The 19,748-nt window shown below is 42.5% G+C and carries 21 protein-coding genes; 20 read left to right on the forward strand and 1 reads right to left on the reverse strand.

The genetic code is table 11. From position 1 onward, the window contains the following. The first annotated feature begins 1 nt into the window (after nucleotide 1). The 4 genes from PCY17_RS07780 to deoD all read left to right on the forward strand — a co-directional run bounded on the left by PCY17_RS07780 (nucleotide 2) and on the right by deoD (nucleotide 3,296). Nucleotides 2-562, forward strand: coding sequence for a DUF1697 domain-containing protein (locus PCY17_RS07780; RefSeq protein WP_000199118.1), 561 nt, complete (start codon nucleotides 2-4; stop codon nucleotides 560-562). Continuing rightward, complete coding sequence (locus PCY17_RS07785; RefSeq protein WP_000143358.1) at nucleotides 559-1,368, forward strand: purine-nucleoside phosphorylase; 810 nt, start codon at nucleotides 559-561, stop codon at nucleotides 1,366-1,368. Before PCY17_RS07780 ends, PCY17_RS07785 begins: the two co-directional genes overlap by 4 nt. Before the next feature lie 4 nt (nucleotides 1,369-1,372). Then, nucleotides 1,373-2,083, forward strand: a complete 711-nt coding sequence (locus PCY17_RS07790) for a type 1 glutamine amidotransferase (RefSeq protein WP_084944470.1) — start codon at nucleotides 1,373-1,375, stop codon at nucleotides 2,081-2,083. Between the two features lie 502 nt (nucleotides 2,084-2,585). Continuing rightward, on the forward strand, nucleotides 2,586-3,296 hold the full coding sequence (gene deoD, locus PCY17_RS07795; protein WP_000022091.1) for a purine-nucleoside phosphorylase: 711 nt from the start codon (nucleotides 2,586-2,588) through the stop codon (nucleotides 3,294-3,296). Nucleotides 3,297-3,328: 32 nt separating this feature from the next. Here deoD and pavA read toward each other — a convergent pair whose 3' ends face one another. Then, complete coding sequence (gene pavA, locus PCY17_RS07800; RefSeq protein WP_084880629.1) at nucleotides 3,329-4,984, reverse strand: Rqc2 family fibronectin-binding protein PavA; 1,656 nt, start codon at nucleotides 4,982-4,984, stop codon at nucleotides 3,329-3,331. Between the two features lie 104 nt (nucleotides 4,985-5,088). Between pavA and ybeY the strand changes: the two genes are divergently transcribed. From ybeY to prsA, 16 genes are all read left to right on the forward strand, one after another. Further along, on the forward strand, nucleotides 5,089-5,586 hold the full coding sequence (gene ybeY, locus PCY17_RS07805) for an rRNA maturation RNase YbeY (protein WP_061416684.1): 498 nt from the start codon (nucleotides 5,089-5,091) through the stop codon (nucleotides 5,584-5,586). Beyond that, nucleotides 5,567-5,962 (forward strand): diacylglycerol kinase family protein, encoded by a 396-nt coding sequence (locus PCY17_RS07810; RefSeq protein ID WP_049520789.1) that lies wholly within the window; start codon nucleotides 5,567-5,569, stop codon nucleotides 5,960-5,962. Before ybeY ends, PCY17_RS07810 begins: the two co-directional genes overlap by 20 nt. Before the next feature lie 16 nt (nucleotides 5,963-5,978). After that, nucleotides 5,979-6,878 carry a GTPase Era gene (era, locus tag PCY17_RS07815; protein WP_000143275.1) on the forward strand — a complete coding sequence of 300 codons (900 nt, stop codon included), beginning with the start codon at nucleotides 5,979-5,981 and terminating at the stop codon, nucleotides 6,876-6,878. A gap of 48 nt (nucleotides 6,879-6,926) precedes the next feature. Next, nucleotides 6,927-7,751: a DNA-formamidopyrimidine glycosylase gene (gene mutM, locus PCY17_RS07820; protein ID WP_084944471.1), complete on the forward strand. Its 825-nt coding sequence runs from the start codon at nucleotides 6,927-6,929 to the stop codon at nucleotides 7,749-7,751. Next, the gene (coaE, locus tag PCY17_RS07825) at nucleotides 7,751-8,356 is read left to right on the forward strand and encodes a dephospho-CoA kinase (protein WP_084944472.1); all 606 of its coding nucleotides are present in this window, start codon (nucleotides 7,751-7,753) and stop codon (nucleotides 8,354-8,356) included. The genes mutM and coaE overlap by 1 nt, the downstream gene beginning before the upstream one ends. Continuing rightward, nucleotides 8,343-9,551 carry a multidrug efflux MFS transporter gene (locus PCY17_RS07830; RefSeq protein ID WP_084944473.1) on the forward strand — a complete coding sequence of 403 codons (1,209 nt, stop codon included), beginning with the start codon at nucleotides 8,343-8,345 and terminating at the stop codon, nucleotides 9,549-9,551. Before coaE ends, PCY17_RS07830 begins: the two co-directional genes overlap by 14 nt. Beyond that, on the forward strand, nucleotides 9,542-9,691 hold the full coding sequence (rpmG, locus tag PCY17_RS07835; protein WP_007519517.1) for a 50S ribosomal protein L33: 150 nt from the start codon (nucleotides 9,542-9,544) through the stop codon (nucleotides 9,689-9,691). Before PCY17_RS07830 ends, rpmG begins: the two co-directional genes overlap by 10 nt. A gap of 39 nt (nucleotides 9,692-9,730) precedes the next feature. Then, complete coding sequence (gene secG, locus PCY17_RS07840; RefSeq protein WP_000282517.1) at nucleotides 9,731-9,964, forward strand: preprotein translocase subunit SecG; 234 nt, start codon at nucleotides 9,731-9,733, stop codon at nucleotides 9,962-9,964. Nucleotides 9,965-10,058: 94 nt separating this feature from the next. Then, nucleotides 10,059-12,413: a ribonuclease R gene (gene rnr / locus PCY17_RS07845; protein ID WP_301392541.1), complete on the forward strand. Its 2,355-nt coding sequence runs from the start codon at nucleotides 10,059-10,061 to the stop codon at nucleotides 12,411-12,413. Further along, on the forward strand, nucleotides 12,376-12,843 hold the full coding sequence (gene smpB / locus PCY17_RS07850) for an SsrA-binding protein SmpB (protein ID WP_001051748.1): 468 nt from the start codon (nucleotides 12,376-12,378) through the stop codon (nucleotides 12,841-12,843). Before rnr ends, smpB begins: the two co-directional genes overlap by 38 nt. A gap of 14 nt (nucleotides 12,844-12,857) precedes the next feature. Further along, the gene (tehB, locus tag PCY17_RS07855; protein WP_301392542.1) at nucleotides 12,858-13,718 is read left to right on the forward strand and encodes an SAM-dependent methyltransferase TehB; all 861 of its coding nucleotides are present in this window, start codon (nucleotides 12,858-12,860) and stop codon (nucleotides 13,716-13,718) included. A gap of 174 nt (nucleotides 13,719-13,892) precedes the next feature. Next, nucleotides 13,893-15,041, forward strand: a complete 1,149-nt coding sequence (locus tag PCY17_RS07860; protein ID WP_301392543.1) for a hypothetical protein — start codon at nucleotides 13,893-13,895, stop codon at nucleotides 15,039-15,041. A 76-nt stretch (nucleotides 15,042-15,117) separates the two neighbouring features. After that, nucleotides 15,118-16,074, forward strand: coding sequence for a competence protein CoiA (locus tag PCY17_RS07865; RefSeq protein ID WP_301392544.1), 957 nt, complete (start codon nucleotides 15,118-15,120; stop codon nucleotides 16,072-16,074). An 18-nt stretch (nucleotides 16,075-16,092) separates the two neighbouring features. After that, complete coding sequence (gene pepF, locus PCY17_RS07870; protein WP_301392546.1) at nucleotides 16,093-17,895, forward strand: oligoendopeptidase F; 1,803 nt, start codon at nucleotides 16,093-16,095, stop codon at nucleotides 17,893-17,895. A 1-nt stretch (nucleotide 17,896) separates the two neighbouring features. Beyond that, nucleotides 17,897-18,610 (forward strand): O-methyltransferase, encoded by a 714-nt coding sequence (locus tag PCY17_RS07875; protein WP_301392547.1) that lies wholly within the window; start codon nucleotides 17,897-17,899, stop codon nucleotides 18,608-18,610. Nucleotides 18,611-18,677: 67 nt separating this feature from the next. Further along, nucleotides 18,678-19,619 carry a peptidylprolyl isomerase PrsA gene (gene prsA / locus PCY17_RS07880; protein ID WP_000728082.1) on the forward strand — a complete coding sequence of 314 codons (942 nt, stop codon included), beginning with the start codon at nucleotides 18,678-18,680 and terminating at the stop codon, nucleotides 19,617-19,619. Nucleotides 19,620-19,748: the final 129 nt, after the last annotated feature.

Here is a 19,748-nt window from a genome sequence, read left to right on the forward strand (position 1 = left end):
GATGACGCGATATGCTTTACTTGTTCGGGGCATTAATGTAGGTGGGAAAAATAAAGTTGTCATGGCGCAACTTCGTGAAGAACTGACAGAGTTGGGACTGGAAAAGGTTGAGACCTACATCAACAGTGGCAATATTTTCTTTACTTCGACAGACCCCAAAGCCCGATTGGTTGAAAAGTTAGAGGCTTTCTTTGAAATCCATTATCCATTTATTCAGAGCTTTTCCTTGCTGAGTCTTGAGGACTTTGAAGAGGAACTTGAAAATCTGCCTGAATGGTGGACCAAAGACCTGGCTCGAAAAGATGTGCTCTTCTACACGGAGGGCTTGGATGTGGCTCAAGTGATCGAGAAAGTGAACAGTTTGGAACTGGAAGATGAAGTCGTTCATTTTGGAAAACTTGGGATTTTCTGGGGGAAACTTTCTGAAGAATCCTACTATGCAACTGCCTATCATAAGTACTTGCTCAAGATGCCTTTTTATCGCAACATCACCATTCGCAATGCCAAAACCTTTGACAAAATCGGTCAAATGCTAAAAAATAATAAAGGAGAGACACAATGACATTTTTAGATAAGATCAAGGAAACAGCTGCTTTCCTGAAAGAAAAGGGTATCCTAGCGCCTGAATTCGGTTTAATCCTTGGATCAGGACTTGGAGAATTGGCAGAGGAAATCGAAAATCCTGTTGTAGTAGACTATGCAGATATTCCAAACTGGGGCCGCTCGACAGTAGTCGGTCACGCTGGTAAATTGGTATATGGTGACCTTGCAGGTCGAAAAGTCTTGGCTCTTCAAGGTCGCTTCCATTTCTACGAAGGAAATCCTCTTGAGGTCGTGACTTTCCCAGTACGTGTGATGAAAGTTCTCGGATGTGAAGGTGTCATTGTAACCAATGCAGCTGGCGGTATTGGCTATGGTCCTGGTACCTTGATGGCTATCTCAGACCATATCAATATGACGGGGCAGAACCCATTGATGGGTGAAAACTTGGATGATTTTGGTCCACGTTTCCCTGATATGTCAAAAGCCTACACACCAGAATACCGTGCAACTGCCCATGAAGTGGCTAAAAAACTCGGTATCAAGCTTGATGAAGGTGTCTATATCGGTGTAACCGGTCCGACTTATGAAACACCTGCAGAAATTCGTGCCTATAAGACATTGGGAGCAGATGCAGTTGGTATGTCCACTGTTCCTGAAGTGATTGTGGCAGCCCACTCAGGCTTGAAAGTTTTAGGAATTTCATGTATTACGAACCATGCTGCTGGTTTCCAAGAAGAACTCAACCACGAAGAAGTTGTAGAAGTAACAGAGCGTGTCAAAGGTGACTTCAAAGGCTTGCTTAAAGCGATTCTTGCTGAATTGTAATGTCATGAGAGTTCACTTTATTTTACATGAGACCTTTGAAGTTCCAGGTGCTTATCTAAAATGGGCTCTGGAACGAGGTCATCACATTACATCAACAAAGGTTTATGAAAAAGAACCTCTTCCTGAAACAATTGACGGGATTGATTTTCTGATTGTCATGGGTGGTCCTCAATCACCTGATGAGGATAGAGAAAACTTCCCATACTATGATCCAAAGGCTGAGCTTGCTTTTATGAAAGAAGCGATTGCTGCAGATATTTATATTGTTGGTGTCTGTCTTGGTGCGCAACTCCTATCTGTTGCCTATGGTGCGAAGTATGAACATAGTCCAGAACGCGAGATCGGAGTTTATCCTGTGACATTGACGATGCAAGGTCTAACAGATCCTCACGTCAGCTTGTTCGGAAAAAACTTAGAAACCGGCCACTGGCACGGTGATATGCCAGGGCTGACAGAGGATGCTGTTGTTCTTGCGACCAGTCAAGGTTGTCCACGCCAAATTATTCGCTTCAGTCCGAAACATTATGCCTTTCAGGCTCATTTGGAATTTGATCCCGAAGCAGTAGAACTCTTAATTACTGCGGATGGTGAGGAGCAATTAAGAGAGCAAAGTGAAAAGTTCACTTTCGTTCAAACACCAGAAGAATTACGTGAAAATCATTACTCCGAAATGAATGCAAAACTGTATGCATTTTTAGATTCATTGGTAAACTAGGAACTACAGAAATCCAGAGTATCTGAGTTATAGTCAAACTCGGGCTAACTGTTCTGCAAAATATTTAAATTTAAAATCAAGAAAGAAAGGAATTGAACCCACCTTAAAAGCAGTGGGAAAAAGATAGTTGGTCTAGCGAGCATCGCTCACTGCACCCAACTCCTATTTTCCCTTCGCTTTTTGACGGGTTTGGTATCTTTTTGACTATCACATTTAGAATAAAGAAAGGTAGAGCGAAGTGTTCTAATTTGAACACGAGCGGAAAACTTGGAAAATAGATAATCTGACTGAGAAATCAGGATTTCTCGTCAGATTCCTAATTTTCAGTCGTTTTCTTCTCGCTCTCTAATCATCATAAAATAAAGAAAGGATGGGTAAACCGTATTTGCTGAACTGAATACGGGCGGAGAACTGTGTAAAAAAGATAAACTGTCTAGCATCTGCGGTGCTTCGTCAGTTTCCTATTTTTACTTTGTTCTCTGTCGCCCTTTATATCTTAACTATGTCTATCCATATTGCTGCTCAGCAGGGTGAAATTGCTGATAAAATTCTTCTTCCTGGGGATCCTCTTCGTGCGAAATTTATTGCGGAGAATTTCCTTGAAGATGCTGTTTGTTTTAACGAAGTGCGTAACATGTTTGGTTACACTGGTACTTACAAGGGCCACCGTGTATCTGTCATGGGAACTGGGATGGGGATGCCATCCATTTCGATTTACGCGCGTGAGTTGATTGTGGACTACGGTGTGAAAAAATTAATCCGAGTGGGAACTGCTGGTTCTTTGAATGAAGATGTCCACGTCCGTGAATTGGTTTTGGCGCAAGCAGCTGCAACCAACTCAAACATCATCCGCAACGACTGGCCACAGTATGATTTTCCACAAATCGCTAGTTTTGATTTGTTAGACAAGGCCTACCATATCGCTAAAGAACTCGGTATGACAACCCACGTTGGGAACGTCTTGTCATCTGATGTCTTTTACTCAAACTACTTTGAAAAGAACATCGAACTTGGTAAATGGGGAGTCAAGGCTGTGGAAATGGAAGCAGCAGCTCTTTACTATCTTGCTGCCCAACACCACGTTGATGCACTTGCTATCATGACTATTTCTGATAGCTTGGTCAATCCAGATGAAGACACTACGGCAGAAGAACGCCAAAATACCTTCACCGATATGATGAAGGTTGGTTTGGAAACCTTGATTGCAGAGTAAAATGTAAACGAAAATCCTGATTTCACTTGGAATCAGGATTTTTTCATAGATGCGATTTTTTCGGGGTCTGGTGTAACGCGGAGGGTCTTTTGTCCTGTGTAGGTTACAAAGCCAGGTTTGCCACCAGTTGGTTTATTGAGTTTTTTCACTTCAATCATATCTACCTGAACTAGATTTGACAAGCGCCCTTTGGAGAAGTAGGCAGCTAGCTCCGCAGCGTCCGTCTTAACTTCGTCAGAAGGATTGAGATTTCCTGAGATGACGACATGGCTTCCAGGGATGTCCTTGGCATGGAACCAAAGTTCCTCCTTGCGAGCCATTTTAAAGGTTAGCTCTTCATTTTGCAAGTTGTTACGACCGACATAAATGATGGTTTTGCCATCGCTCGCTAGATACTGTTCTGGTTTTTTGCGTTTCTGGATTTTTTCACGTTGGCGTCTTCTAATAAAGCCTGTTTGGATCAATTCTTCACGGATTTCAGCGATTTCCTCCAGCCCAGCTTGGTTGAGAACAGTCTCAACACTTTCTAGATAGAGAATGGTTGCCTTGGTTTCTTCAATCAGTTCAGTCAGGTATTTGACAGCTTCTTTGAGTTTCTGGTAACGTTTAAAGTAGCGTTGGGCATTCTGACTGGGAGTCAAGGCCTTATCAAGCGCAATGGTGATAGGCTGATTGGTGTAGTAGTTTTCCAAGGTAACCTGATCTTGGTCATTAGGCACTTGGTGGAGGAAGGTTGTCAACAATTCCCCTTTTTGGCGAAATTCCTCAGCATTGTCTGTCGCTAGTAACTCTTTTTCTTGTTTTTTAAGCTTATGTCGATTTTTCTGAAGTTCATTTTCAACGCGACGAATCAGTTCACTGGCTTGCTGTTTGACACGGTCCCGTTCAGCCTTGTCCTTATAGTAGGTGTCCAGCAAGTCAGAAAGACTGGAAAAAGGCTCTCCTACACTATTTTCGAAGGGAATTGGACTGAAGGAAGTCTCCGTTAGGAAAGGCTTGGTTTCTTGCCCGAAGAAGTTTCGGAAAGTAGACAGTTTATCACTGACAAGAATGTTTTCCAATTCATTTGCCGTATCACGTCCCAGACCTTGAAAGAGACTTTGAAGATTTTTTGCCTTCAGTTCTTGGGTCTGCAGGATTTCAAAGAGCTTTTCATCCTTAACAGTAAAAGGATTGAGCGAATCCGTACTTGGTGGAGCGATATAGGTCGATCCTGGTAGCAAGGTGCGGTAGCTGTTTTGTGAAAAGCCAACGTGTTTGATGACTTCGAGGATTTTATGGCTGCTTTTATCGACTAGGAGAATATTGCTGTGTTTGCCCATGATTTCGATAATCAGGGTAGCCTGGATATGGTCCCCAATCTCGTTTTTATTGGAAACTGTAATTTCCACGATACGGTCGTTTTCGATTTGCTCAATTGACTCAATCAGAGCACCCTGCAAATACTTTCTCAAAACCATGATAAAGGTAGAAGGTTGAGCTGGATTTTCAAAAGTCGTTTGGGTCAACTGGACACGACCAAAAACGGGATGAGCAGAAAGGAGCAGGCGATGGCTTTGGCGATTGCTGCGGATTTGCAAGACCAACTCTTGTTCAAAAGGTTGATTGATTTTCTGGATGCGACCATTGACTAACTCTCTTCGCAATTCCTCAATCATGTGGTGTAAAAAAAATCCGTCAAATGACATCGTTCTCTCCTTGTGATTGTATTCTATAGTATTATATCAAAAAGGTAGAATAAAATCATGGAAATATGGTATAATAAAGCCAAGTAAAGAGAATCGAGAAGTACATGTATATTGAAATGGTAGATGAAACTGGTCAAGTTTCACAAGAAATTCTGCGACAAACCCAAGAAATTTTGGAATTTGCAGCCCAAAAAATAGGAAAAGAAGACAAGGAGATGGCAGTGACCTTTGTGACTAATGAGCGTAGCCATGAACTCAACCTCGAGTACCGTGATACAGATCGTCCTACGGATGTCATCAGCCTTGAGTATAAGCCAGAGTTGGATATTGCCTTTGACGAAGAGGATTTGCTTGAAAATCCTGAATTGGCGGAGATGATGTCTGAGTTTGATGCCTACATTGGGGAATTGTTCATCTCTATCGATAAGGCTCATGAGCAGGCCGAGGAATATGGCCACAGCTTTGAGCGTGAGATGGGCTTCTTGGCAGTACACGGCTTTTTACATATCAACGGCTATGATCACTACACTCCGGAAGAAGAAGCGGAGATGTTCGGTTTACAAGAAGAAATTTTGACAGCCTATGGACTCACAAGACAATAAACGAAAATGGAAAAATCGTGACCTGATATCCAGTCTAGAATTTGCCATTACAGGAATTTTTACTGCTATCAAGGAAGAACGCAATATGCGAAAGCATGCAGTGACGGCTCTCGTGGTCATCCTTGCAGGGTTTGTTTTTCAGGTGTCACGAATCGAATGGCTCTTTCTCCTATTGAGCATTTTCTTGGTAGTAGCCTTTGAAATTATCAACTCTGCTATTGAAAATGTGGTGGATTTGGCCAGTCACTATCACTTTTCCATGCTGGCTAAAAATGCCAAGGATATGGCGGCTGGCGCGGTATTAGTGGTCTCTCTTTTCGCAGCCTTAACAGGTGCACTTATCTTTATCCCACGCATTTGGGATATACTATTTTAAACTATAAGAGGAAATTATGACATTTAAATCAGGCTTTGTAGCCATTTTAGGGCGTCCCAATGTTGGGAAGTCAACCTTTTTAAATCACGTCATGGGGCAAAAGATTGCCATTATGAGTGACAAGGCGCAGACAACGCGCAATAAAATCATGGGGATTTACACCACAGATAAGGAGCAAATCGTCTTTATCGACACACCAGGAATTCACAAGCCCAAAACAGCTCTTGGGGATTTCATGGTTGAATCTGCCTACAGTACTCTGCGTGAAGTGGATACTGTTCTCTTCATGGTGCCAGCTGATGAGCCACGTGGTAAGGGAGACGATATGATTATCGAGCGTCTGAAAGCTGCCAAGGTTCCTGTGATTCTGGTGGTGAATAAGATTGACAAGGTCCACCCAGACCAGCTTTTAGCTCAGATTGATGACTTCCGTAACCAGATGGACTTCAAGGAAATTGTTCCTATCTCAGCCCTTCAGGGAAATAACGTTTCTCGACTAATCGATATTTTGAGTGAAAATCTAGAGGAAGGTTTCCAGTATTTCCCATCTGATCAAATCACAGACCATCCTGAGCGTTTCTTGGTTTCAGAAATGATTCGTGAGAAAGTCTTGCACCTAACTCGAGAAGAGATTCCTCACTCAGTTGCAGTGGTAGTTGACTCCATGAAGCGTGATGAAGAGACAGACAAGGTTCATATCCGTGCAACCATCATGGTGGAGCGTGATAGTCAAAAAGGTATCATCATCGGTAAAGGTGGCGCCATGCTTAAGAAAATTGGGACCATGGCCCGTCGTGATATCGAACTCATGCTAGGGGATAAGGTTTTCCTAGAAACTTGGGTCAAGGTCAAGAAAAACTGGCGTGATAAAAAGCTAGATTTGGCTGACTTTGGCTATAATGAAAAAGAATACTAAGTAGAGGTGGGCTCATGCCTGCTTCTTGTTTTTACAGAAGGAGGAACTATGCCTGAATTACCTGAGGTTGAAACGGTTCGTCGTGGCTTAGAAAAATTGATCTTGGGAAAGAAGATTTCTAATATAGAGATTGCTTATTCCAAGATGATTAAGACGGATTTGGACGAGTTTCAAAAGGAAGTACCTGGTCAGATTGTTGAGTCAATGGGACGTCGTGGCAAATACTTGCTTTTTTACTTGACAGACAAGGTCTTGATTTCCCATTTGCGCATGGAGGGCAAATATTTTTACTATCCGGACCAGGTTCCTGAACGCAAGCATGCCCATGTTTTCTTCCAGTTTGAGGATGGTGGGACGCTTGTTTATGAGGATGTACGCAAGTTTGGTACTATGGAACTATTGGCACCCGACCTTTTGGATGCCTACTTTGTATCTAAAAAACTAGGGCCTGAACCAAGCGAAGAAGACTTTGATTTACAGGTCTTTCAAGCTGCCCTAGCTAAGTCCAAAAAGCCTATCAAATCCCACCTTTTAGACCAGACCTTGGTAGCTGGCCTTGGCAATATCTATGTGGATGAGGTCCTCTGGCGAGCTCAGATTCATCCAGCAAGACCTTCCCAAACTTTGACGGCAGAAGAAGCGTCAGCTATTCATGACCAGACCATTGCTGTTTTGGGACAGGCAGTCGAAAAGGGCGGTTCCACCATTAGAACCTATACCAATGCCTTTGGGGAAGACGGAACCATGCAGGATTTTCATCAGGTCTATGATAAGACTGGTCAGGCATGTTCACGCTGCGGCACCATCATTGAGAAATTCCAGCTCGGTGGACGAGGAACTCATTTTTGTCCTCAGTGTCAAAGGAGGGACTGATGGGAAAAATCATCGGAATCACAGGAGGAATTGCCTCTGGTAAGTCAACTGTAACAAATTTCCTAAGAGAAAAAGGCTTCCAAGTGGTCGATGCTGACGCAGTCGTCCACCAGCTACAAAAACCTGGTGGTCGTCTTTATCAGCTCTTGGTTCAACACTTTGGGCAGGAAATTATCTTAGAAAATGGAGAACTCAATCGCCCTCTCCTAGCTAGTCTCATCTTCTCAAATCCTGAGGAGCGGGAATGGTCTAAGCAAACCCAAGGGGAAATTATTCGTGAGGAATTGGCTGCACTGAGAGACCAGTTAGCTCAGACAGAAACGGTTTTTTTCATGGATATTCCCCTGCTTTTTGAACAGGACTACAGTGCTTGGTTTGATGAAACGTGGCTGGTCTATGTGGACCGTGATGTTCAGGTGGAACGTTTCATGAAACGGGATCATCTTTCTAAGGAAGTAGCAGAGTCCCGTTTGGCCGCTCAATGGTCTTTAGAAGAAAAGAAAAAATTGGCGAGCCATATATTAGACAATAATGGCAGTCGTGATCAGCTTGTGGCTCAAGTAGTGAAGTTACTTGAAGGAGGCGATAGCTGTGCAAGAGATTAGTTGGAAAGAGAATCTTCGTGTCGCCTGGTTCGGTAGTTTTCTAACGGGCGCCAGCATTTCCTTGGTCGTTCCTTTCATGCCTATCTTTGTGGAGCAGTTGGGAATTGAAGGAGACCAAGTTGCTTTCTATGCTGGATTAGCCATCTCAGTTTCGGCTGTTTCAGCAGCTCTAGTTTCTCCCATCTGGGGTATTCTTGCTGACAAGTACGGCCGAAAACCCATGATGATTCGAGCAGGTCTTGCTATGACCATTACCATGGGAGGTTTGGCCTTCGTGCCAAATATCTATTGGCTACTCTTTCTGCGCTTGCTCAATGGTGTATTTACTGGTTTTGTCCCCAATGCGACAGCCTTGATTGCTAGTCAGGTACCGAAAGATAAGTCTGGAGCGGCTCTGGGGACTCTATCTACAGGTGTTGTTGCAGGAACACTGACGGGTCCCTTTGTTGGAGGCTTTATTGCTGAAATTTTTGGTATTCGTAATGTCTTTTTATTGGTAGGTTCTTTCTTATTTTTAGCTGCAATCCTAACCATTTTCTTTATCAAGGAAGATTTTCAGCCAGTGGCTAAGGAGAAGGCTATCCCAACGAAAGAAGTATTTTCTTCTTTCAAGTATCCTAGACTCTTAGTAAACCTATTTTTGACGAGCTTCGTCATTCAATTTTCAGCTCAATCAATTGGCCCCATTCTAGCTCTCTATGTGCGGGACTTAGGGCAGACTGAGAATCTCCTCTTTGTATCAGGATTGATCGTATCCAGCATGGGATTTTCTAGTATGATGAGTGCTGGAATTCTAGGAAAACTTGGCGATAAGGTAGGGAATCATAGATTGTTGGTTGCGGCGCAGATTTATTCCGTCATCATTTACCTACTTTGTGCCCATGCAACCAGCCCCCTTCAACTTGGCTTGTATCGTTTTCTCTTTGGTCTGGGAACGGGAGCTCTCATACCGGGAGTCAATGCCCTTCTCAGCAAAATGACTCCGAAATCAGGTATTTCAAGGATTTTCGCCTTCAACCAAGTCTTTTTTTATCTCGGTGGAGTGATTGGACCTATGGCGGGATCCGCAGTTGCAGGATATTTGGGCTACCATGCTGTCTTTTATGCGACAGCAGCCTGTGTAGCTTTCAGTTGTTTATGTAACTTAGTTCAATTTAGATCATTATTAAAAGTAAAGGAAATCTCGTGCGAGTAAAAATTAATCTCAAATGCTCCTCTTGTGGTAGCATGAATTATCTAACTAGTAAGAACTCAAAAACCCATCCAGACAAGATTGAAGTTCTAAAATATTGTCCAAAGGAAAGAAAAGTAACTTTACATCTTGAATCTAAGTAGAATTTATGGTAAAATAATAGGGATTTTAAGGAGTTTGATATGTATAACCTATTATTAACCATTTTATTAGTATTATCTGTTGTGATTGTGATTGCGATTTTCATGCAACCAACCAAGAACCAATCCAGCAATGTATTTGATGCCAGCTCAGGTGATTTGTTTGAACGTAGTAAAGCTCGTGGTTTTGAAGCTGTGATGCAACGTTTGACAGGTATTTTAGTCTTTTTCTGGCTAGCCATTGCCTTAGCATTGACGGTATTATCAAGTAGATAAGAAATGGGCGAGACTAGGTCTTAGCCTATTTTTATTTTTAACGACACTTACAAAGTTATCACTCAAAAAAATTTTAAAAATCTAGAAAGAAAACATGAAAGATAAAATTAAAGAATATTTGCAAGAGAAGGGGCGAGTGACGGTAAATGACCTAGCTCAGGCTCTCGGAAAGGATGGATCCAAGGATTTCCGTGAGTTGATTAAAACCCTGTCTCTGATGGAAAGAAAGCACCAGATTCGATTTGGAGAAGATGGAAGCCTTACCTTGGACCAGAAGAAGAAACATGAAATCACTCTAAAAGGGGTTTTTCATGCCCATAAAAATGGCTTTGGTTTTGTCAGTCTGGAAGGCGAAGAGGACGACCTTTTTGTAGGAAAAAACGATGTCAACTATGCCATTGATGGTGATACCGTTGAAGTGGTCATCAAGAAAGTTGCTGACCGCAACAAGGGAACAGCTGCCGAAGCTAAAATTATTGATATCTTAGAACACAGTCTGACGACAGTTGTAGGCCAAATCGTTCTGGATCAGGAAAAGCCCAAGTATGCGGGCTACATCCGTTCAAAAAATCAGAAAATCAGCCAACCCATCTATGTGAAGAAACCGGCTATCAAGTTGGAAGGTACTGAAGTTCTCAAGGTCTTTATCGACAAATACCCAAGTAAGAAACATGATTTCTTTGTTGCTAGTGTCCTTGATGTGGTGGGGCACTCGACTGATGCTGGGATTGACGTTCTTGAAGTCTTGGAATCCATGGATATTGTTTCAGAATTTCCAGAAGCTGTTCTCAAGGAGGCAGAAAGTGTACCAGATGCTCCGTCTCAAAAGGATATGGAAGGTCGTCTTGATTTAAGAGATGAGCTTACCTTTACCATTGACGGCGCGGATGCCAAGGACTTGGACGACGCAGTTCACATTAAGCCTTTGAAAAATGGCAATATCGAACTCGGTGTTCACATCGCGGATGTTTCCTACTATGTGACAGAGGGTTCTGCACTTGATAAGGAAGCCCTTAACCGCGCGACTTCTGTCTATGTAACAGACCGAGTGGTACCAATGCTTCCAGAGCGTTTGTCAAATGGTATCTGCTCCCTCAATCCTCAAGTCGATCGCTTGACCCAGTCTGCCATTATGGAAATTGATAAACACGGTCGTGTGGTTAATTACACGATTACCCAAACTGTTATCAAGACGAGTTTCCGTATGACCTATAGCGCTGTCAATGATATCTTAGCTGGCGACGAGGAAAAAAGACAAGAGTATCAGAAAATTGTTCCTAGTATCGAGTTAATGGCCAAGCTTCATGAAAGGCTAGAAAGCATGCGTGAGAAACGTGGTGCCCTTAATTTTGATACCAGTGAAGCTAAGATTCTGGTGGATAAAAAAGGTAAGCCTGTTGATATCGTTCTTCGTCAGCGTGGTGTTGCTGAGCGGATGATCGAGTCCTTCATGTTGATTGCTAATGAAACGGTTGCCGAGCACTTTAGCAAGTTGGATCTACCTTTCATCTATCGAATTCACGAGGAGCCCAAGGCTGAAAAAGTTCAGAAGTTTATTGATTACGCTTCGAGCTTTGGTTTGCGAATTTATGGAACTGCCAGTGAAATTAGCCAGGAAGCGCTTCAAGACATCATGCGTGCTGTTGAGGGAGAACCCTATGCGGATGTATTGTCCATGATGCTTCTCCGTTCTATGCAACAGGCTCGCTATTCTGAGCACAATCACGGTCACTATGGACTAGCCGCTAACTATTACACTCACTTCACCAGTCCTATTCGCCGTTATCCAGACCTTCTAGTCCATCGAATGATTCGGGATTACGGCCGTTCTAAGGAAATAGCAGAGCATTTTGAACAAGTGATTCCAGAGATTGCAACCCAGTCTTCCAATCGTGAACGTCGTGCCATTGAGGCGGAGCGTGAAGTCGAAGCTATGAAAAAAGCTGAGTACATGGAAGAATACGTGGGAGAAGAGTACGATGCAGTTGTATTCAGCATTGTCAAGTTCGGTCTTTTTGTCGAATTGCCAAATACAGTTGAAGGCTTGATTCACATTACCAATCTACCTGAATTTTATCATTTCAACGAACGGGATTTGACTCTCCGTGGGGAGAAATCCGGCATAACTTTCCGTGTAGGTCAGCAGATTCGCATTCGAGTTGAAAGAGCCGATAAGATGACAGGTGAAATTGACTTCTCTTATATCCCAAGTGAGTTTGATGTCATCGAAAAAGGTTTGAAACAAGCTGGGCGCAAAGATAGAGGTCGTGGCTCAAGTCGTCGTTCAGATAAGAAGGAAGACAAGAGAAAATCAGGACGCTCAAATGATAAGCGCAAGCATTCACAAAAAGACAAGAAGAAAAAAGGTAAGAAACCTTTTTACAAGGAAGTAGCTAAGAAAGGAGCCAAGCATGGCAAAGGGCGAGGGAAAGGTCGTCGCACAAAATAAAAAGGCGCGCCACGACTATACAATCGTAGATACGCTAGAGGCAGGGATGGTCCTGACTGGAACTGAAATCAAGAGTGTACGAGCTGCTCGAATCAATCTCAAGGACGGCTTTGCCCAAGTAAAAAATGGGGAAGTCTGGCTGAGCAATGTTCATATTGCCCCTTACGAAGAGGGAAATATCTGGAACCAAGAACCAGAACGTCGTCGTAAACTCCTGCTCCATAAGAAACAAATCCAAAAATTAGAACAAGAGACTAAAGGAACAGGAATGACGCTGATTCCCCTTAAAGTCTATATCAAAGATGGTTATGCTAAACTCCTTTTAGGACTTGCTAAAGGGAAACATGACTATGATAAACGGGAGTCAATCAAACGTCGTGAGCAGAATCGCGATATTGCGCGTGTGATGAAAGCTGTCAACCAGCGTTAAGAAGAGGAAGTAAAATGGAAAAACTAATTGCCTATAAACGGATGCCCTTGTGGAATAAACAGACCATGCCTGAAGCAGTTCAGCAAAAGCACAATACCAAAGTCGGCACTTGGGGAAAAATTACTGTCTTGAAGGGGGCACTCAAGTTTATTGAGTTGACAGAAGATGGTGAGGTTCTAGCTGAGCATCTCTTTGAGGCGGGAGCAGACAATCCCATGGCGCAACCGCAAGCCTGGCACCGAGTAGAGGCTGCAACAGACGATGTAGAATGGTACTTGGAATTTTATTGTAAACCTGAGGATTATTTCCCTAAGAAATACCAGACCAATCCAGTCCATTCAGAGGTCCTAGAGGCTATGCAGACGGTGAAACCAGGAAGAGCCTTGGATTTGGGTTGTGGTCAAGGCCGTAACTCTCTCTTTCTTGCACAGAATGGTTTTGATGTGACAGCTGTGGATCAAAATGAATTATCCCTTGAAATCTTGCAAAGCATCGTAGAGCAAGAGGATCTAGACATGCCTGTCGGACTTTATGATATCAATTCAGCCAGCATTAGCCAAGACTATGATTTCATCGTTTCAACAGTTGTTCTGATGTTCCTACAAGCGGACCGTATTCCAACTATTATCCAAAATATGCAGGAGCACACCACGGTCGGTGGCTATAATCTTATCGTCTGTGTCATGGATACAGAGGATTATCCTTGCTCGGTTAACTTCCCATTCACCTTTAAAGAAGGGGAGTTGGCGGACTACTACAAGGATTGGGAATTGGTCAAATATAATGAAAATCCAGGACATCTGCACCGTCGTGATGAAAATGGCAATCGCATTCAACTACGCTTTGCGACTATGCTAGCTAAAAAAGTCAAGTAAAAACCTATACCAGCGAATAGAAATCACTTTGCAAAGTTTCTATTCGTTTTTGTTTGCGTTGGTTGATTGGGGAGAGCAGGATTTTATGCTATACTAGAAGTAGGAAATCTGAGTAGTAGAACTGTATTGCTGATACTCTCAGCGCAAGAAAGTCTTTATGATGGAGGTGATCAAATGACGAGTCTTTTGGTGGAGCTATATGATCGGCATGTATTGGAAAAGAATGTCTACCAAGCCTTTATCAGTGATTGTGATGAGATTCTTTTTCTATCTTTGACAAAAATAAGCAATGAAGAGAAACTCTCTCTCCGTCAGTTCATCATGGAAGAGGTGCCTCATATTCAACGAGTGACCTTTCGTCAGCTAACCTTAGAACAACTAGCGGATCAGTTAGATTATTGTCTAGCAAGCTATGGCCAGGTTCTTCTTGATGTTTTTGGTGGGGATTCGCTACTAGCCATATCCCTCTATCAATACGGCTTGAATCGCCACCTCCCCATCGTTGCCATGGATGTCGAGCGAGGAAAACAATACAAGTGGGTAGCCGGTCAGTTAGAAAAAGAAGACATGGACATTCCAACCCTAAGCATCCAACAGCTGATAGCTTTACGTGGTGGAAAAATGCTCAAATCAAAACGCCCTATCCACTCAGTTAAGCAAATTGCAGCCATCAAAAAACTAGCCAGCTCTGCCATTGCCAACCCTGCCCACTGGTATCAGGTGACCCAATTTTTTTCTCTAGCTAAGACTAATGACCTGCATGCTGAAACCGAAAAGAAACTGGAAAACAACGGCAAGTATTACCTCTATCCAAAATCCCTTATTCCTTTACTTGTGGAAGCAGGGATGCTTTGTATTGAAAGCGAGGACAAGAAACGAGTAGCCTACAGCTTTCCAAGTCAAGAAGCTCAAGTTTTTTGCCGCAACAAGGGACATATTTTAGAGGTATATCTCTATCTCTTGGCGCTTGAATCTCAGCTGTTTGATGAGTGCATGATAGGTGGTGAGATTGATTGGAATGGCATCTTTCCAGAGGCAGACAATGTTCAAAATGAAATTGATGTTATTCTGAGAAAGGGACGCTCGATTACCTTTATCTCTTGCAAGATGACAGATTTATCAGTTGAAGCCATCAATGAACTAGAAGTCTACGCCAATCATTTTGCTGGGGAGAGTTGCCTCAAGCTAATTGTCTGTACGGGGAAAATCAATCCAGCTTATGCCAATCGCTGCCAGGAATACGGCGTGCTGATCATTAGAAGTGAGCAGATTCCCAATCTCATTCCCATGCTAAAAAAATATTCTAAGAGACAAAAAAGATAAGAAATAATATCATGAAAGGCTGGGATTCCAGTCTTTTTTATTTCTTTTTCGAATAAATGAGAAAAGGAGGTAGACCATGTTTGTAGCCAGAGATGCCAAGGGGAATTTGGTGAATGCCCTCGAAAAATATGTGACCAAGCAAGCTTATACTTGTCCAAGCTGTGGTGGTGGACTACGATTACGCCAAGGACAGAGTATTCGGACGCATTTTGCCCATGAAAGGTTAAGAGATTGTATGGCTATTTTTGAAAATGAAAGTCCAGAACACTTGGGCAACAAAGAGGCCCTTTATCACTGGGCCAAGAAAGACTGTCAGGTTGCCTTAGAATATAGTCTGCCTGAGATCCAGCAGATTGCGGATGTTCTTGTCAATGGGAAACTAGCTCTGGAGGTTCAGTGCAGTCCCTTGTCTCAAAAGCTTCTAGGCGATAGAAGTCAAGGATACCGCAGACAGGGCTATCAGGTTATCTGGCTACTGGGAGAAAAACTCTGGTTAAAGGAGCGATTAACACAATTGCAAAGGGGATTTCTCTATTTTAGTCAAAATATGGGTTTCTTTGTTTGGGAACTAGATTTCAAAAAGCAAGTTTTGAGACTCAAATATCTTCTGCATCAGGACCTACGTGGCAAGCTTCATTTTCAGATCAAGGAATTTCCCTATGGAAAAGGAAATCTCTTGGAAATTCTACGATTTCCTTATCAAAAACAAAAACTGTCTCGTTTTGCAGTTGTGCAAGATTCCACTATCTGTCATTACATTCGCCAACAGTTGTACTACCAAACACCTTACTGGATGAAGAAGCAGGAGGAAGCTTATCATCAAGGAGACAATCTATTAAACCGTCAACTAGACGACTGGTATCCCCAGGTCAGACCGATAGAATCAGGTGATTTTTTGCAGATTGAAACGGATTTGACTAGCTATTATAGAAATTTTCAGGCTTACTATCAAAAAAATCCGAAAAATAATCGCCAAAAGCTCTATCCACCAGCCTTTTATCACTTATATTTCTCAAAAAATGTGGTAAAATAGAAAGGATGGAGGAATCTTATGGTATTACAACGACATGAAATAAATGAAAAAGATACATGGGATCTTTCGACAATCTACCCAACAGACCATGCTTGGGAAGAAGCCTTGAAAGATTTAACTGAAAAAGTACAAACAGCACCTCAGTATGAGGGACATCTCTTAGACAGCGAAGACAGTTTGCTTGAGATCACAGAATTCTCACTCGACTTGGAACGCCAAGTTGAAAAGCTTTATGTCTATGCACATATGAAAAATGACCAAGATACGCGTGAAGCCAAGTATCAAGAGTACTATGCTAAGGCAATGACCCTATACAGTCAGTTAGAACAAGCCTTTTCATTCTATGAACCTGAGTTTATGGAGATTAGCGAAGAGCAGTATGCGGCCTTCCTAGAAGCTCAACCAAAACTCCAAGTTTACAAGCACTTTTTTGACAAGCTCTTGCAAAAGAAAGACCATGTTCTTTCGCAACGTGAGGAAGAATTGCTTGCTGGAGCAGGAGAAATCTTTGGCGCTGCTAGTGAAACTTTCGCTATTTTGGACAACGCGGATATTAGCTTCCCATATGTCCTTGATGACGAAGGCAATGAAGTGCAACTCTCACACGGTACTTACATCCGTTTGATGGAGTCTAAAAACCGTGAAGTGCGTCGTGGTGCCTATGAAGCCCTTTATGCGACATATGAGCAATTCCAACACACTTATGCCAAGACCTTGCAGACAAATGTTAAGGTGCAAAACTACCGAGCAAAAGTTCGCAACTATAAGAGTGCTCGCCATGCAGCCCTCGCAGCAAACTTTGTTCCAGAAAGTGTCTATGACAATCTAGTAGCAGCAGTGCGCAAGCATTTGCCACTCTTACATCGTTACCTTAAACTTCGTTCTAAAATCTTGGGGATTTCAGATCTCAAGATGTATGATGTCTACACACCGCTATCTTCAGTAGATTATAGCTTTACCTACGAAGAAGCCTTGAAAAAGGCAGAAGAGGCCTTGGCGGTCTTGGGTGACGACTACTTGAGCCGTGTTAAACGGGCCTTCAGTGAGCGTTGGATTGATGTCTATGAAAATCAAGGCAAGCGTTCTGGTGCCTACTCTGGTGGTTCATACGATACCAATGCCTTTATGCTTTTAAACTGGCAGGACAATCTAGACAATCTCTTTACCCTTGTCCATGAAACAGGTCACAGTATGCACTCAAGCTATACTCGTGAAACCCAACCTTATGTTTACGGAGATTACTCTATCTTCTTGGCTGAGATTGCCTCAACGACTAACGAAAATATCTTGACAGAGAAATTGTTGGAAGAAGTGGAAGACGACGCAACGCGCTTTGCTATTCTCAATAACTTCCTAGACGGTTTCCGTGGAACAGTCTTCCGTCAAACTCAATTCGCTGAGTTTGAACATGCCATCCACCAAGCAGATCAAAATGGAGAAGTCTTGACAAGTGATTTCCTCAATAAACTCTACGCTGACTTGAACCAAGAGTACTACGGACTTAGCAAGGAAGACAATCCTCAGATCCAATACGAGTGGGCACGCATTCCACATTTCTACTATAACTACTATGTTTATCAGTATTCAACTGGTTTTGCAGCTGCTTCAGCCTTAGCTGAAAAGATTGTCCATGGTAGTCAAGAAGATCGTGACCGCTATATCGACTACCTCAAGGCTGGTAAGTCTGACTATCCGCTCAATGTCATGAGAAAAGCTGGTGTTGATATGGAGAAGGAAGACTATCTTAACGATGCCTTTGCAGTCTTTGAACGTCGCTTAAACGAGTTTGAAGCTCTTGTTGAAAAATTGGGACTAGCTTAAGATGGTAGAGTCTTATAGTAAAAATGCCAATCACAATATGCGACGTCCCGTCGTCAAGGAAGAAATCGTAGAACTCATGCGCCAGCGTCAAAAACAGGTGACAGGTTCTTTGAAAGAATTGGAGACCTTCGCTCGCAAGGAAAACATTCCCATTATTCCGCATGAAACGGTCGCGTATTTCCGTTTTCTAATGGAAACCATGCAACCTAAGAATATTTTGGAGATTGGAACGGCAATTGGCTTTTCTGCCCTCCTGATGGCGGAATATGCGCCAGATGCTAAGATTACAACCATTGACCGTAATCCTGAGATGATAGGCTTTGCCAAGGAAAACTTTGCTCAGTTTGACAGTCGTCAGCAAATCACTCTTTTAGAGGGAGATGCAGTCGATGTTTTATCAACACTGACAGAAACTTATGACTTTGTCTTTATGGATTCGGCCAAGTCAAAGTATATCGTCTTTCTGCCTGAAATCCTCAATCACTTGGAAGTTGGTGGAGTAGTGGTCTTGGATGATATTTTCCAAGGAGGAGATGTTGCCAAGGACATCATGGAAGTCCGCCGTGGTCAACGAACCATTTACCGAGGTTTGCAAAGACTTTTCGACGCAACTTTGGACAATCCAGGGCTAACAGCAACTCTAGTTCCACTTGGAGACGGCATTCTCATGCTACGAAAGAATCTAGCAGAAGTAGAGCTTCCTGAGAGCGAATGATTTTCAGAAAAATTTAAGAAATTATAGTAAAATAGATAAGGTAACACTTACCGTAAAAGGAGTAAAAATGAAGAAAAAACTTATGGCAGGAGCCATCACACTTTTATCAGTAGCAACACTTGCAGCTTGTTCAAACAGTTCTGAAGGAAAAGATTTGATCAGCATGAAGGGCGATGTGATTACAGAGCATCAATTCTTTGAAGAAGTAAAGAACAATCCAACTGCGCAACAAGTCTTGCTCAATATGACCATCCAAAAAGTATTTGAACAACAATATGGATCAGAAGTAACGGATAAAGATGTGGATGACGCCGTTGCTGAAGAACAAAAGAAATACGGCGATAGCTACAACAGCGTGCTTCAACGTGCAGGTATGACACCTGAGACTCGTAAAGCTCAAATCCGCACTAGCAAATTGGTTGAATTGGCAGTTAAGAAGGCTGCTGAGAGTGAGTTGACAGACGAAGCCTACCAAAAAGCTTTTGAGTCTTATACACCAGATGTAACAGCTCAAATCATCCGTTTGGATAATGAAGACAAGGCAAAAGAAGTACTTGAGAAAGCTAAAGCAGAAGGTGCCGATTTTGCTCAGTTGGCAAAAGACAATTCTAACGACGACAAAACAAAAGAAAATGGTGGAGAAATTACTTTTGACTCTGCTTCTACAGAACTTCCAGAACAAGTTAAGAAAGCAGCCTTTGCCTTGGATGTGAATGGGGTTTCTGATGTGATTACAGCTACTGGAACACAAGCCTATAGCAGTCAGTTCTACATCATCAAAGTAACGAAGAAAACAGAAAAATCTTCTAATATCGAGGATTACAAAGAAAAATTGAAGACCATCATCTTGACTCAAAAACAAAATGATTCAGCCTTTGTTCAAGGAGTAATTGGTAAAGAATTGCAAGCAGCAAACATCAAGGTTAAAGACCAATCATTCCAAAACATCTTCACCCAATACATCGGTGGTGGTGACTCAAGCTCAAGCAGCAGCTCTTCATCTAACTAAGAAAGCAAAAAACAAATCTCTTTTGAGATTTGTTTTTTTATACCTGATACTAGAAAATGAGTAAAATTCGAAGGATTAAAGGATAAGAGTTTTTTTCTTTCTGAAAAAGTGGTATAATAGCAATCAAAA

Source organism: Streptococcus sp. SO2, from assembly GCF_030440025.1.